Origin of the sequence: Algicola sagamiensis DSM 14643 (assembly GCF_000374485.1) — a bacterium.
Classification (GTDB): domain Bacteria; phylum Pseudomonadota; class Gammaproteobacteria; order Enterobacterales; family Alteromonadaceae; genus Algicola; species Algicola sagamiensis.
In genome coordinates this window covers 156607-170872 of sequence record NZ_KB894498.1, presented here as the reverse complement: position 1 = coordinate 170872, position 14266 = coordinate 156607, and the positions used below count along the sequence as shown (strand labels likewise).

The window sequence follows — 14266 nt, the reverse complement described above, 5'->3', positions numbered from 1 at the left end:
AGCAAGTGTTTATAAAACACGGATTGCACCAAGAAAGCTAAAAACATCCTTCATCGTAAAGACCTCAGCAATAAACCCAAGAGAGATCACAAAAACCAACAAAGAAGCTGCAAAGCTAACATCGGAGCCATGTTCACGTAGCCAGCGTTCCAGCCAATTTGAATTGTGACGAAGTTGGGTCTTCTGACGTGTCCAGCTTTGTTTGTATAAATGATTCAGCACATATGCTTTGATAAGAGAGCCATAAATCTGATTAAAGTACATTAAAAAAGGCCATGAAAGATGGAAAGAACGACCAAGCAAGCTGAGTGCCATGGTCAGTGTATATCGAGTCAAAAGCACCCAAAAGAAAAAAACGAGAACCAGATGAAGGCCAAAATGAAAAGTCCCCATTAACGCAAGGACAATCCCAAATAATGATGTCCAGATACTGATGAGCTGATCGTGCAATACCCACCATGTGTAAGTTCCAAGGATGTGTCTTGGGATTTTTCGCCCTCGGGCGTTCGTGCGAAGCATATTACCAAACCAACGTCGCATCAGCATCGTCGCACCAACGAAGTAATTGGGGTAGGGGGGTTCTTCGATGGTGTGGATCATGGCATCCGGAATATAAAGCATATCCCAACCCTGACTTGCGGTATGATACCAAGTTGACTTGTCATCACCCGTGAGAAAGCGGAAACGCCCTAAACGCCAATGATCGATATAGTCGAATTCCACCCGATCAATAAAAGCCGGGTCACCGACGATTTCACCGCGGAACATCGACATACGCCCAGTAAGTGTTAACAGACGACGGCTCAGTGCCAAGGAAGCCATAAATTCGTGACGCTGAGCGAATCGTAAATTGTACCAATTCACATAAGTTTTTGTATTGAATTCCTCTCCAGTAAAAATATTTTCTTCATTGGTTGTCAGTGCGCCCAATCGTGGGTTCTGTTTAAAAAATCCAAAACATGCACGAGTACAACCGGGAAGCATGATGCTATCCCCATCAACCACGGCAACGACGCTTTTGTGTAAATCAACCGGTGTACTTGAAACCGCGCGAAATCCAGCGGCAAGACCATCTCGTTTGCCAGTCCCTGCAATACGGATCAGCCGCAAATGAATATGTGCCTCTGGTTTGAGACTAAAAAAGATTTGTTTGGCGAGGCGTTCATCACAGTTTTCGACAACAGAGGCAACAATCGTACAAGGGACACCGCAATTGATTGCTTCTTTCACAACTGAACGATAAACCTGAATCGATACACTGCTACTGATCCGGAAACTGGTCACCAAGAAAAACATATGATCGGGCAGGTATGATTCCAGATTTTTATTTTGCGCGCTACGAAGTTTTGGAAAGGTCCAATAGATATAAATGACAGCACGAACAAAATGTTGAAATGCCCATAAATAACGCCAGGCTGCAACAAATCCCATGAGGAAAATAAACTGTTTTGCTTCTGGGTCAAAATAAACTTCTGGGAGGCTCAAGGCGAATGCCATCAACAGAGAAAGATAAAAAACATGACTGAGAAAACTAATCAGCATGACTGCTATTCCACATAACGGTTATTCCACATGACAGGCTTCTTCCGGGTTAACTTGGATATCTTTGAGCCCTCGCCACTGGAAGACTTCATCTGGGGTGATTATCTGGTTGGCGCAAATTTCTTTTTGTGGCCAAGCCATGATTTTCAAGCCACTGTAATGATTTCCACGTAAATAGTTATGACGGATCTGATTATTGATTGCATCTTGTGGGGTATCACCACCAATCCGGATCCCCGCACCTTTTGATCCAATGACTAAATTGAATTGCACCAGATTTTGGCTGCTACGAATCGAAATGCCACCAGATGCGTCATCGAGGCTATTCAAACAGAGGTTATGTTCAATCCGATTGAGATTTGCGCCTTCCTTGATATCAATACATTCGCTTCCGAAGACACGAATTTGATTGTGATGCACCCAGTTATGCCCGGAAAAGTCGCGTTTTTCCCCTTTTTTCACCTGCTCAGGCGCTGTGCCAATATAAATCGCTTCGCCGTTTTTTTGGCCACGACCAAATCGGTAATCGTGCAGACCACAGTGCTCAATGTGGTTAAAACTGACTTCACTAAATGTCACACCGCTTTTCAGTCGAATGCATTCGCCAAGTGCGTTGCGAAGTTGTAACTGTGACAGGACAATCCCTTTGATACTGGTCTTTTTGGTGCCTTGCACGTAAATCAATTTATCGCGGTAATCCACAGCTTTTTTGCCTGAACGAAACTGCCCATCGATCGTGAAACCAGCTAAGCGAATGTAACTGTGTTTGATTTGAATGACGCGATTTTTTTGAAATCCGACAATCACCGCATCATGATTGCCGATGAGCGTGATTGGCTGCGTCTTTTTTCCACTGCGGATTGTTTGGATATCCTGATGATATGTTCCTGCTTGAATAGATAAAGTGTCACCAGGTTGTAACTGTTTGAATGCATATTTGAAGTGCTGCCATGCAGTTTCTGGCGTCAGTCCATCTGCTTTGTCATTGCCAGTGGGAGAAATAAAGTACCATTGTGCCTGCGCCACTTGTGTGAGGAGAAGACAAAGGTAAACGATGTACTTCATGACCAGCCGATACCTTCGTAATTCTCCATTTGATAATCATCGCATATGCGTACCAAATCGATAATATGTTGGTGGGAACCAACTTTTGCAATAACAGATTCAAAATCAGGATGCGCATGGCCGATGACAATCACATCGGCGGATTGGATCACTTCATCAAGGTCTTCACCTAACGTACTGACAAGTGGCCCCAGTTGTTCAGCAATAACTCCGTCCGGTGCTTTTAATAAACTCTGACGGACATTGCGATCGATAATGGCAAGCTCATAGTCACTTTGGTAAAGTCGCTTTGCTAGAGTTAACAAAGGGCTTTCTCTTAAGTCATCGCTAGAGGGCTTAAAGGCAACGCCAAGTAACGCTACTTTTTTTGGTTCGTGTGCAACAATCAGGTTATAGGCGCGTTGGATCTGATGAAGGTTGGTTCTTAAAATAGCATCGAGAACTGGGAGGCGGACACTATGTTCATTCGCTAGTGCTAATAATCCACGCAGATCTTTGGGCAGGCAAGAGCCACCAAATGCGAAGCCCGGCTTAAGGTAATATTCAGACAAATTCAATTTTCTATCATGACAAAATATTTCCATAACTTCATGGCCATCAATCCCAAGTGACTTACAGACGCGACCAATTTCGTTGGCGAAAGATACCTTGAGCGCATGCCAACTGTTATCTACGTATTTAACCATTTCGGATACTGTAATGCTGGTTTGTGTAATGGGCGCATCAATATCCTGATAGAGCGAACTTAAACGCTCGAATGCCTGGGAATGGTTGCACCCGATTAATGTTTCTGATGGATGCAAAAAGTCATCTAATGCGCTCCCTTCCCGCAGAAACTCTGGATTATGGGCATAAAAGAAACCTTCACCTTCTGTCTTGTCGCTAATGGCTTCAATCAAAGGAATGAATGAGGCTGAACCATGCCCGGGTGCAACAGTGCTGCGCATGACAATCAAATGTGTACTTTCTTTATCTCTCAAGCTTTGTGCGATTTGGGTCAACACATGACAGACATCTGTTGTATCGACAGCACCAGTTGACAGACTTGGGGTGCCGACACTAATCAGACTCATATCTGTATCTCGAATGGCTTTTTCCACTGATGTGGTAAATGATAAACGGCCGCTGTCGAGTTGTTCGCGAAGGGATTGTTGCAGGTTGGGTTCAACAAAATTTAATTTGGCGCTATTGAGTCCTTCAACTTTATGCAGAAATTTATCGACACCAATGACGGTATACCCCAGTTTGGCAAAACTCACTGCACTGACGACGCCAACATAGCCCATTCCAAAAATACTGATGATGGGTGTAGTCATCTGCTTACCCCTCACACGTGTTGATAAACTGGAGCAATTCCTTTTTTTTCTGGTGTAGTAATTCAATCTGCCCACGCGTTTCCAGATTTAATCGAAGGAGTGGTTCTGTATTTGAACCACGTAAATTAAACCGCCAATCGTCAAATTCCAGGCTCAATCCATCAAACCAGGATGTTTCTTTTGCTGTCACTGCATAGTGGTCATGTACTTTGGAGAGGACGGTTGGAAGATCACTGACTTTTAAATTGATTTCTCCAGAGACTGGATGTGCTTTCTGCATGTCTTGGTTGAGGGTTGATATTGGGACGATCTCGTTTTTTAATGTTTCGAGCATCAGTAACCAAGGCAGAATGCCACTATCGCAATAAAAGAAATCACGAAAGTAATGATGGCCACTGGCTTCTGCACCATACAATGCGTGATAGGTATGCATAGCTTGTTTGAAAAAGGCATGACCAGACTCACTTTGAACGGGTTGGCCATGATAGGTTTCTGTGGACTCCTTCATCAACCAGGTGAGTCTGGGATCGTGAATAATTGGTTGATTGGGCGTACGCTTTAGGAGTAATTGTGCCAGGAGAGAACTCACATAATAACTATCAAAGAAATGCCCTTTATCATCGAAGAAAAAACAACGATCAAAATCACCATCCCAAGCAACACCCAGATCAGCATTCGCTGTACACACGGCTTTTGATGTTTGGTGGTGGTTTTCCTTAAGCAGTGGATTGGGAACGCCATTTGGGAAAGTTGGATCGGGCTGTTGATTGATGAAAAAGAGCGTATAAGGTAAGTCTCGTGTTTGAAAGTAACTTTCAATGGCTTCAATCGTTGGCCCAGCTGCGCCATTTCCTGGATTGACGACGATACGTTTTGGACGTGCGTTTTCTAGATCGATGAGAAGAAATAAGTGATCTAAATAGGCTTTTTCGATGGATTCGAACCGACGTTTACCGGGTTGTGTGTTGGGTAGAAATCGGCTCGCCTCTGCGATCTCCTGTATCGCAGGGAAACCGTGTTCGGCGTATACAGGAACCGCATCATGACCAACAAACTTCATTCCGTTATCTTCTTTTGGATTATGACTCGCAGTGACTTCTATCCCACCATCTGCATTAAAATGGTTGACGGCAAAATAAACTTGTTCACTGCCGGAAAGCCCGATATCAATGACGTCTATACCTGCATCCTGTATCCCATTACTGGCTGCTTCTTTCAGGATTGGGGTACTCTCACGGCAATCGCCACCAATGACAATTGTTTTCCCCTGAGACCATTGAGCGAAAGCGCGGCTGACGCGATAAGCGACATCAGTATTGATTTGTGAGGGGTAATGACCCCGTAAATCATAAGCTTTAAAGCATTGGATTGGTTTTTTTACATCGCCCATACTGATCTTTTAACCGAATAATATCGTCTTCTTCCAAGTAGGAACCGGATTGCACTTCAATGAGTTCCAACGGGATCTTTCCTGGGTTCTCTAATGAATGAACCATACACACTGGAATAAACGTGGATTGATTTTCTGACAGGTAAAAGGTTTCTTCCCCGCGCATGACCTTGGCTGTGCCACTGACAATGACCCAATGTTCTGTCCGGTGGTGATGCATTTGTACAGATAGCTTCCCACCTGGGTTTACAATGATGTGTTTGACTTGAAAGCGCGCTCCGCGATCAATGTTGTCGTAGCTTCCCCAAGGTCGATAGACTTGACGGTGATGCTTCATTTCCTCCCGGTTCGTTTTGCGCAGTTGCTCAGTGATAATTTTCATTCCTTCACATTCAGATCTGGATGCAATCAATAAACTATCCGGCGTATCTACGACAACAAGATCGGAAACGCCTAGCGTGGTCACGAGCTTGTGCTCACTATGTAAATAACAGCCTGTCGTTTTGAGTGCGACAATATCGCCTTTGATGACATTATCCTGTTGGTCTTTCTTCTGCGCCTCCCAAAGTGATTGCCAGGAGCCTAAGTCATCCCAGCCGGAGCGCATGGGAACGAGGGTCAGGTTCGATGAATGCTCCATAATTTCTGTATCAATCGGGACATTGCGGCATTGGGAAAATACATGATCAAGACGAATGAAATCTAAATCGGAATAAGCGTTTTTGAACGCATTTTTACAACAGGCTAAAATATCTGGTGCAAGTTTCTCAAGCGCACTCAGCATGACACTTGCTTTGAACAAGAAGATCCCGCTATTCCAAAAGTAATTACCCTGCTTTAAATATTGTTCAGCTGTTTTTTTTGAAGGCTTTTCTTTGAAATCCTGAACAGCTGCTGGTGGTTTTTTTCCTTTAATTTTGACGTAACCAAACCCTGTATGAGGATGTGTCGGCGGGACACCAAAAAGTACGAAATGTCCTTTTTGTGCATAAGCAATGCCTTGCTCGATACTTTGCTGAAATTGATTGGCATCTTCGAGAAGATGGTCGGTTGGCAGAGAAAGGATCAAGGGATCAGCATCAATCGTCATTGCATGTAGACAGGCGACTGTAATGGCGGCTGTTGTATTTCTTCCTTCTGGTTCGAGAATGATCCCACTTGATGATTGTTCGATTTCGCGCAGTTGCTCAGCGACAATAAATCGGTGTTCCTGATTACAAATGATCAGTGGTTTGGTTTCTGCTTGAAAACGGTTTGCCGTGATTTGAAACAAACTCTCCTGCCCAAGCAGCGGCAAAAACTGCTTCGGTCTATCTTGACGCGAAAGGGGCCATAGCCTTGTCCCACAACCACCAGACAACAACACCGGGATCAGCATAGATGAACTTCGTAGACTTCAGTCTATTCAGTATAGCGAATGCCCCTATTTTTGTGGTCCAGTTCAATTCGACTAACCTTTATAGAGGTAGCTAACACAGTGAGTCGTAAGGGTTTTGACGGTACAAGTAAAGCACGAATCTGAGTATTATCGGCAACATGTTCGTTATCAGATCCCTGCGAAACTAGAAGTCCAGGGAGAGACTGTCGTATTACGGGATTGGTCGGTCTCGGGTGTCTCTGTGCTTCCAATGCCAGAAAAGATTGGCCGAATGAAACAATTCGAAGCTCGCCTTTCTTTTGACTTTCAAACCTTTATGTTCTCCGTCATGGTTGAGATTGAAACGGTCCGATTTGATGAAGAAAATCAAAAGTGGGCAGGACGCTTCGTCAATCTCTCCAAGCAGAATCTTTCTCTGATTCACTACATGATTGATGCATTTCTCTCTGGCGAAGTGGTACTGGTTGGAGATGTGTTATCCGTAGCAACCCGCGAGGGGTTTATTCAAAAGGACTTTTCTGATCGGTTGGAACCGAAAAGAAATTTTATTCAGGAAGTTTTTTTTCAGATCCGGCGGATGCTGGGATATGCATTTTTCCTCGGCATCATTTTTGGTTTGCTGTTTTTTGTGGCGAATACGCTATATGAGCGATTATTTGTCATTGAAAGTTTATCTGCGCGAGTCTTGGGTAATGTGACTGTATTGCGTGCACCGGATAATGGCTTTTTTCAAAATACGCTCAATGGTCAAAACACGATGATCAAAAAAGGGCAACTCATGGGCATTGTGAAGCTGGTGGGTGGCGGTGCCTCAAGTTTGGAGTCTCCCTGCACCTGTAAGGTACTGAATATCCTGGCGGAGAATGGTGTCTTTGTTGGCAAAGGGGAGCCGCTGTATTCCGTTTTGGGAGATAAATCGGTTTTACGAATTGAAGCACAGATTTCCTTTGAAGATGTTCGCAGGATCCGGGTCGGGAATGAAGCAGAGATCCGCTTGACGGACGGCTCTATCGTAAAAGGAAAAATCATAAAGATCCGTTCTAATACAAGAACAGAAGCGCTTCAAGCTGCGCCATTGCGGCACTTGGGGCTGCAGGCTCCGGAATATGCGACAGCGATTATCAAGCCTGAATCCATCATTGACATGAAGCACATTGATACGGTGGCCTATGTTCGGGTCTTCTCCTATTAATTCGCTATGGATGCTGTCGCTCATTTTTTCTTTCTGGAGTGTGGCTGACGAGTGGTCTAAATTCACGCCAGATAACTATCGACAGCAGATCCCAGACAAACGTGATGGTCAGCGGGTTGAGATCCATCAACTATCGACGTATTACAGCTTCAATTCCGCAAATTACTATGAGCTGATGAGCACGTTACGCCACGGTGGTGATCCACATTCTGGCGAAGTGATTTATCTAGGCCGAGGTCATTTTGATTTAAAGCAGCTTGCAACAAAACTTGAACGACCGGATATTTTATCGGAGGTCTCACCTGGTGTCTTCTTCTTGCGCAGGCCGATGTATTTATCGCCGATGACCACGCTGGTTTTGCAAGATGTTGAGTTACGCCTTTCAATTCCTGATGTCGCGTTTATTGCCTATCGGGGAGAACTCTTTGTCGATTCGAGTTTGATCACGAGTTGGGATCCAGAGCGTCGCGATTGGGGACCAAGAAAGCAGTATGAAAAAAAGGATGTGCTCAAATTTCGAGTTGGTCAGGCAAGGCCATATCTTCTTGGGATGCGTGGTTCAAAGAGTATCATGATCAGCTCAAAAATTTATGGCTTAGGATATCAAGGACAGTCATCAAGTTTTGGGTTGGCACTGTCAACCCGGGTACATGGGCGGGAGAATGACCCGCTCTCGCTTTATCATTTTTGGGAAGCACTCCCCGAACCAACAGGTGTGTTTGTCGGAAACTGGATTGAGCAGTGCTTCTTTGGATTTTTTACCAACCGGGCAAATCGCGTTTCATTGGTGGGTAACGTCTTTAAAGATAATGTGGTTTATAACTTTGACCCCCACGACTTTAGCAATCATCTACTGATTGCGCGGAATATTGCAGTCGGGGCGAAATTTTCACATGGCTTCATTATTTCTAGGGAAGTCGACCACAGCCGATTGATTGAAAATATGAGTCTAGCGAATGCGGGGGCAGGGATTATGCTCGATAGAAACAGTCGCCATACGCAGGTATATCGTAATCTGTCTTTTGCCAATGGCCATGATGGGATCTCGGTGTTGGAGAGCGATCAAAATGATATTCAAAACAATATCTCATTCGGAAATGGTAACAATGGGATCTTGATCCGAAACAGTGCTGGTATTCATGTCAGGAATAACATGCTGTGGCGCAATGGTCGCTTTGGTCTGGAAGCAAGTACACAAGACTTATCTCATCATTCGCATCGAGATCTCAAGCTAGATCCCTATCTGCAAATCACCAGATTGGAAGTGAAATACAACCGGATTGGCTACAATTTAGGTGCAGCGTTAACGAGTAAAGGCCGTGTTCAGATTTTTCTTCAAGAAAATGATTATTCAGGCTCTGGCTCTGCATTTTTTGGGGGGGATCTTGGCGCGTTGAAAAGTGATATTCTGGAACAAAAAACCAATGAAGGGCTGTGGTTTTGCCCGGGGAGCAAAGTATGCCTCGAAGCTTCTTCATCCTCTTCTCCTTAATCGGGATATTTTCGGCTGTTGCGGAAGTCCCGATCGAACATATTCGGATCAAACAAATTGAAGTGCTGCGCATGTTGGCAGATGAAGGCGTGGTGGCAGCAGAAAAAGAACTCACCCGTCGAGCCGTCGTTTATTATCGAAAGTCACCAGAGACATCGCCATTCAACCTCAAACAGCAATTGACGAAAACCGCTGCCATTGGGCATGAGTCTTCGCTGTATCGCTTAGCGCACTTGCTCCTTTCGACGCCAAATACCAGTGATAGTCAACAAAAAGAAGCGCTTATTCTTCTTAGCGAATCGGCACTACTCGGTTATGCAAAAGCCATCGTTGATATTCGTCATTTACCGGATATTTTGCCACTTCCTGATGATGTTTACGTTCAAGCGACAAATAACGCGAAACGGCGATTTCTCTCTGGACCATTAATCCAGTGTGAACGCATTCAAGTGACTTGTGTAAAGCAACCTTCTGAGCGTTGGCGAGAGCAGAAGATAAACGAGTTTGGCTCGCTTGCTGATTTTCAAAATTTTAAAACACTCATGCATTATTTCGAGGCAAAGATTACGCATTACTCTGGGTTTGATGAGGACCGACTCAATCGATTTTCGATGACAAGTGAACAAAAAAACGAAGCAAGTGAAGCCCGTTATCAGAATATTCGTCAGGCGAAAAGAGTTCAGGCTGATACAGAGTGGGAAGAGATCCGCTATCAAGATCGTCAGGCAAGAAAAGCGCAAGCAGCACTGAATTATTTAAAAGCTTATCAAACTGAAGACTGGGAAAAGTTTAAACCGCAGGTTATCCAACTTTTAGAACAGATTAATCGTCACCGAGATCCGGGGCAGCAGATCACACTCAAGTGGCTAGAAACACAATGGAAAAATAATTTATGAAGGATGGCTGTTGGCTGATCCGTTTGTGCTGGATTTTTGCCTTATTTGCTGGCGTAAACTCATGGGCAGGAGTGCAAGAGGATAAGCAGGAAGTGATCCCAGAAGAGGAAGCACCCAGTACAACGATTTATGAATTTTTTACAGGGGCGAGAACCTACTATTTTTCTGACCTGACAAGTGTGGATGATACCCATCCCAAAGTAGATGAAACCCTTGTGCACTTTGGGATGCGCTTAAATTATGTATTGGAAGAAAACTGGCTGCTGGATATGGATATGCGGGCTGTTTTTCTCAAACGACATTTATATATAGAGGGCTTGGAAGATTCGTTACTGTATTTTGATATTCGACGCCTTTTGCTTTTGGGTGAATATATTTTCGATTCGCCCTTTTGGTCATTGGAGCTGGGACGAAAGCGACTTCGAAACAATCGCGCCTGGCTCTACGACGATGACATGGATCAGGTTGAATTATTGTTCGATTCTACTTTGCTTGATTTACGTTTTGGGTTTGCCAAATGGTTGTGGGATGGACGTTTGGGGGCGGATATATCTGCTCGTGATCCGGACCAGACATTAGAAGCCAGCGGTACGCGCTATTGGTTTATTGAAGGTGAGTATCAGTGGTACAAATCTCATTTCTTCGAGTTACAGTTTGTCTATGAAGATTATAAAAACCCAAGATTAGCGCCCAGTAGCCGAACCAGTTCACCCGACCCCTTCGTTCGTCATTCTGAGCTGGGTTGGATTGTGGGAAGCAGTTATGGGGCACAACATCTTGGCTGGGGGGAACGACATTATTGGTTGGATACAGGATGGGTGTTTGGAAAACGCAATACGCTCACTTCAACATTGGATGGTCAGATAGGTGAGCAAATCTCTCAACGAATGCGCGGTGGCTGGGGGCTGAACGCAGGTGTGAAGGTTGTATATGACTCCGCGACAGAGGGTTTCGCATTTCTATATGCAACGTCTCAGGGCAGCAATGCAAATTCGCAATACGGTCACTTTTATGTTCAGCCTGTCATTGCTGGGAATAAGTCCAGTCTCTTAGGGCCTGTTCGCAGAAGGTATTATGGTGAATTACTTGCGCCAATGTTGAATAACCTCACCATCATGTCGGCGCACTGGGGATTTGCCATCTTAAATAGCTACTGGGCCGAAATGAGTTTCTATACTTATCAACAACGGCATCCGGATCCTTGGTTATTTACCTCCCGTTCTGCGTTTACGACGAATGGACGAAGTAGAGATATCGGTGATAGCTATGAAGTGAGCATAGGGGGCGAAGCTTGGCCGGAGATCCGGTTAAACTTTATTTTGGCTGCATGGATGGCTGGCCCGGCATTTCATGGGGTAGAGCGTCAACACGACGCTTATCGTGCTTCCATTCAATTTGAGATGAGATTGTGAGACGACAACAGATCTTGATTTGGCTAATATGCTTAAGTCTATTCTCCTGTGCGGATATACGCACCGCGCGCGATCACATCCAACAATTGGAATATCAAAAGGCCTATCGCCATTGGAGCATTCTGGCACAAAAAGGATTTGGAGAAGCAGAGTATGAGCTTGCAAAGCTCTATGCGACTGGGCGAATGGGTAAAGATAAAATCCGCCATGCATTGCACCATTATCGGCGTGCCCTTGAACTCGGTTATGCAAATGCAGCATATGGGCTTGGTCGATTTCTTCTTCGCTATGCAACGAGTGATGCAGAAAAGCAAGAAGCAGTAGCGCTGCTCCATCAAGCTGCTGATGAGGGGAATGTTGGGGCTTTTATGGCATTGGCGGAGCTTAAACTGGATGGCACCTGGATCCAGCAGGATATTTCTGGTGCGCTGGCGATGTTTCATCAATTGGATGAGCTCGGCAATCCAACGGCGAGTTATAAACTTGGTGTTTTGTATGAAAATGGATTACTAATTGATGCTAATCAGGTCACAGCCGTTTATTTTTATCGGCGTGCATTTGAACGGGAGCATTTATCTGCTGGGATCCGACTTGCGAAGATCCTCGAAGAAGGAAGAGAAGGAGTCCCGCAAAATCTAGATGAAGCAGAGTCTATTCTGAGAAAGCTCACGTTACAAGGCTATATTCCTGCAACATACCAACTTGCTGCGCTTTTAGAGCGAAAAGCAGGAAAAGCCAGTCCCGAAGTTGTGAAGTTCTATCAATTAGCGGCAAACAGTGGCTATACCCTCGCAAAACTCAGAATTGGCGATCTGTATCTGGAAGGGGAAGGGATGCCAGCAGATCCCGACAAAGCGATTGCTATCTTTTCCGAACTGTCAGAAGAGCAATATGGCCCAGCAACGGTGCGATTGGGGGATATTTACCGAGATGGCGAACATCGACCACTGGATTATACCCAAGCTTATGAGTACTACCAACTCGCTTGGCGACAAGGGTTTGAACGGGCTGAACTTCGCATGGCCAAACTGCTTGCTTGGGGACGAGGCGTCACGCGGGATACTGCTTCTGCAAAACAAATATTCTTAAAGTTTGCAGGCCTTGGAGACCCTTCTGCTGCATACGGTTATGCGCAAATGCTGGAAATTGAAGCGCCGCAAGGAAAATACCCGCGAGATGCTTTCAAATGGATGGAAAAGTCAGCCAAAGCCGATTATATCCCCGCCCAATTGCGCCTAAGTGAACTTTTGCTCGGTGGTCAAGGGACGCAGCCTGATGTAAGAAGAGCGTTAGAAATCTTAGAAAAACTCATCGAAACAGAATTGTCGGACGCTTCGATGCGCTTGGGAGATGTGTATCGTGATGGGTTTTTTGTTCCAGCAGATCATCCCAAAGCACTTGGATTTTACGAACAGTCCCTTGCTTGGGGAGATGAACGAGCCAAATTAAAACTTGCTGATTTATACGCCACTGGACAAGACGAGGTCAAGAATTTCGAAAAGGCAAAGACGATTTTTCAAGAATATTCTGACCAAGGAAATGTTGAAGCCACGTATAAGCTTGCTCGTTTGTTAGAGCAGCGGGGCGGCGATGGTGCGATTACGCCTCAAGTTGTGGAATGGTATCGGATTTCGAGTGATGGCGGTTATCCACCGGCCAGGGTGCGTTTTGCGGATTTAATGTTGGATGGCATTGGAGTCGAGCAGGATATTGCTGGTGCAATCCGTGTCTATCGAGAGCTGAGTGGGCGTGGGATGGGCGCAGCAACGTTTCGATTAGGTAAGTTAGAAGAATATGCTGTCATTGGAAAAGAAGACTACAACCAAGCGCTGAAGTACTACAACCAAGCGTATAGTGAAGGCTATGACTTAGCACAGATGCAAATCGCCAAGTTTTATTTTGAAGGAAAGGGCGTTGAAAAAAACTATCAAAAAGCACAAAAAATCTATACCCGATTAGCAAAGAATCGTTACGGAAAAGCCGCATTTATGCTCGGTAAGATGCACCATGAACTCCGAGAAGAATTGAGTACAGATTGGTTAACATTGGCTGCCACCTGGTATGAAAAAGCCGCAGTACTGGGATATATGGAAGCAAAGTATCGTTTGGCAATGTTACTGGATGAACAACTTGGTGAGCATTCGCCTCAATCAACGGCACTATTGTACGAAGCAGCGCAAGCAGGCCATGGTAAATCAATGTTGGAATTTGGCTTACGTCGGTTTACAGGGGCAGGCATCGCTGTTGAAAAAGCAGAAGGATTAGCCTACGTTCTGACAGCAGCAAGAATTCAAACCCGAAAAGCGCTGACACAAACACTCGCCTTGATGGAGCAGGTGGATGACATCGATCAGATAGAAAAGGCAATCAAACAATCAAATGAACTAAAGTCAGTCTTGTTTTTCTCAAGTGCAAAGAATTAAGTTTTTGTATTTAAAGATAATTTTCAGCATCCTTTCCAGTTTTCCATCTATTGATATCGTGAATATGACTGATAGTTTGTCCCCAAAAATAATCCATGATATGGTAAAAATACACCACTTTGGTGTTTTATTCCCCAATAACAAGGGACTGTTGATCTTG

At 44.8% G+C, this 14266-nt stretch carries 10 protein-coding genes; 5 read left to right on the top strand and 5 right to left on the bottom strand.

What is annotated here, in order from left to right; genetic code table 11:
- Positions 1 to 9 precede the first annotated feature (9 nt).
- Genes C505_RS22345 through C505_RS0112970 form a run of 5 tightly spaced genes read right to left on the bottom strand, consistent with a single transcriptional unit; the run spans position 10 to position 6691 of the window.
- Positions 10 to 1542 carry a glycosyltransferase gene (locus C505_RS22345; RefSeq protein WP_018693051.1) on the bottom strand — a complete coding sequence of 511 codons (1533 nt, stop codon included), beginning with the start codon at positions 1540 to 1542 and terminating at the stop codon, positions 10 to 12.
- Positions 1543 to 1563: 21 nt separating this feature from the next.
- Positions 1564 to 2607, bottom strand: a complete 1044-nt coding sequence (locus C505_RS22340) for a right-handed parallel beta-helix repeat-containing protein (RefSeq protein ID WP_018693050.1) — start codon at positions 2605 to 2607, stop codon at positions 1564 to 1566.
- Positions 2604 to 3923, bottom strand: a complete 1320-nt coding sequence (locus C505_RS22335) for a nucleotide sugar dehydrogenase (RefSeq protein ID WP_018693049.1) — start codon at positions 3921 to 3923, stop codon at positions 2604 to 2606. Before C505_RS22335 ends, C505_RS22340 begins: the two co-directional genes overlap by 4 nt.
- Before the next feature lie 4 nt (positions 3924 to 3927).
- Positions 3928 to 5313, bottom strand: a complete 1386-nt coding sequence (locus C505_RS0112975; RefSeq protein ID WP_018693048.1) for a phosphohexomutase domain-containing protein — start codon at positions 5311 to 5313, stop codon at positions 3928 to 3930.
- Complete coding sequence (locus C505_RS0112970) at positions 5279 to 6691, bottom strand: mannose-1-phosphate guanylyltransferase/mannose-6-phosphate isomerase (RefSeq protein WP_018693047.1); 1413 nt, start codon at positions 6689 to 6691, stop codon at positions 5279 to 5281. The genes C505_RS0112975 and C505_RS0112970 overlap by 35 nt, the downstream gene beginning before the upstream one ends.
- Positions 6692 to 6806: 115 nt before the next feature.
- Here C505_RS0112970 and C505_RS0112965 point away from each other — a divergent pair, with 115 nt between their 5' ends.
- From C505_RS0112965 to C505_RS0112945, 5 genes are read left to right on the top strand one after another with little or no spacing between them, the layout of a single operon-like run.
- Positions 6807 to 7883, top strand: coding sequence for an HlyD family efflux transporter periplasmic adaptor subunit (locus tag C505_RS0112965; RefSeq protein WP_018693046.1), 1077 nt, complete (start codon positions 6807 to 6809; stop codon positions 7881 to 7883).
- 40 nt (positions 7884 to 7923) lie between these two features.
- A complete protein-coding gene (locus C505_RS0112960; RefSeq protein WP_169337043.1) occupies positions 7924 to 9375 on the top strand; it encodes a right-handed parallel beta-helix repeat-containing protein in 1452 nt (483 codons plus the stop codon).
- Entirely contained in the window at positions 9342 to 10271 is a 930-nt protein-coding gene (locus C505_RS0112955; protein WP_018693044.1) for a hypothetical protein, read from the top strand. The genes C505_RS0112960 and C505_RS0112955 overlap by 34 nt, the downstream gene beginning before the upstream one ends.
- Positions 10268 to 11683, top strand: a complete 1416-nt coding sequence (locus C505_RS0112950; protein WP_018693043.1) for a hypothetical protein — start codon at positions 10268 to 10270, stop codon at positions 11681 to 11683. The genes C505_RS0112955 and C505_RS0112950 overlap by 4 nt, the downstream gene beginning before the upstream one ends.
- Complete coding sequence (locus C505_RS0112945; RefSeq protein ID WP_018693042.1) at positions 11680 to 14106, top strand: tetratricopeptide repeat protein; 2427 nt, start codon at positions 11680 to 11682, stop codon at positions 14104 to 14106. Before C505_RS0112950 ends, C505_RS0112945 begins: the two co-directional genes overlap by 4 nt.
- Positions 14107 to 14266: the final 160 nt, after the last annotated feature.

What these genes read in the sequence shown, in the direction of transcription:
- C505_RS22345 (WP_018693051.1), bottom strand. Translation starts at nt 1,542, where the DNA reads ATGCTGATTAGTTTTCTCAGTCATGTTTTTTATCTTTCTCTGTTGATG.
- C505_RS22340 (WP_018693050.1), bottom strand. Translation starts at nt 2,607, where the DNA reads ATGAAGTACATCGTTTACCTTTGTCTTCTCCTCACACAAGTGGCGCAG.
- C505_RS22335 (WP_018693049.1), bottom strand. Translation starts at nt 3,923, where the DNA reads ATGACTACACCCATCATCAGTATTTTTGGAATGGGCTATGTTGGCGTC.
- C505_RS0112975 (WP_018693048.1), bottom strand. Translation starts at nt 5,313, where the DNA reads ATGGGCGATGTAAAAAAACCAATCCAATGCTTTAAAGCTTATGATTTA.
- C505_RS0112970 (WP_018693047.1), bottom strand. Translation starts at nt 6,691, where the DNA reads ATGCTGATCCCGGTGTTGTTGTCTGGTGGTTGTGGGACAAGGCTATGG.
- C505_RS0112955 (WP_018693044.1), top strand. Translation starts at nt 9,342, where the DNA reads ATGCCTCGAAGCTTCTTCATCCTCTTCTCCTTAATCGGGATATTTTCG.
- C505_RS0112950 (WP_018693043.1), top strand. Translation starts at nt 10,268, where the DNA reads ATGAAGGATGGCTGTTGGCTGATCCGTTTGTGCTGGATTTTTGCCTTA.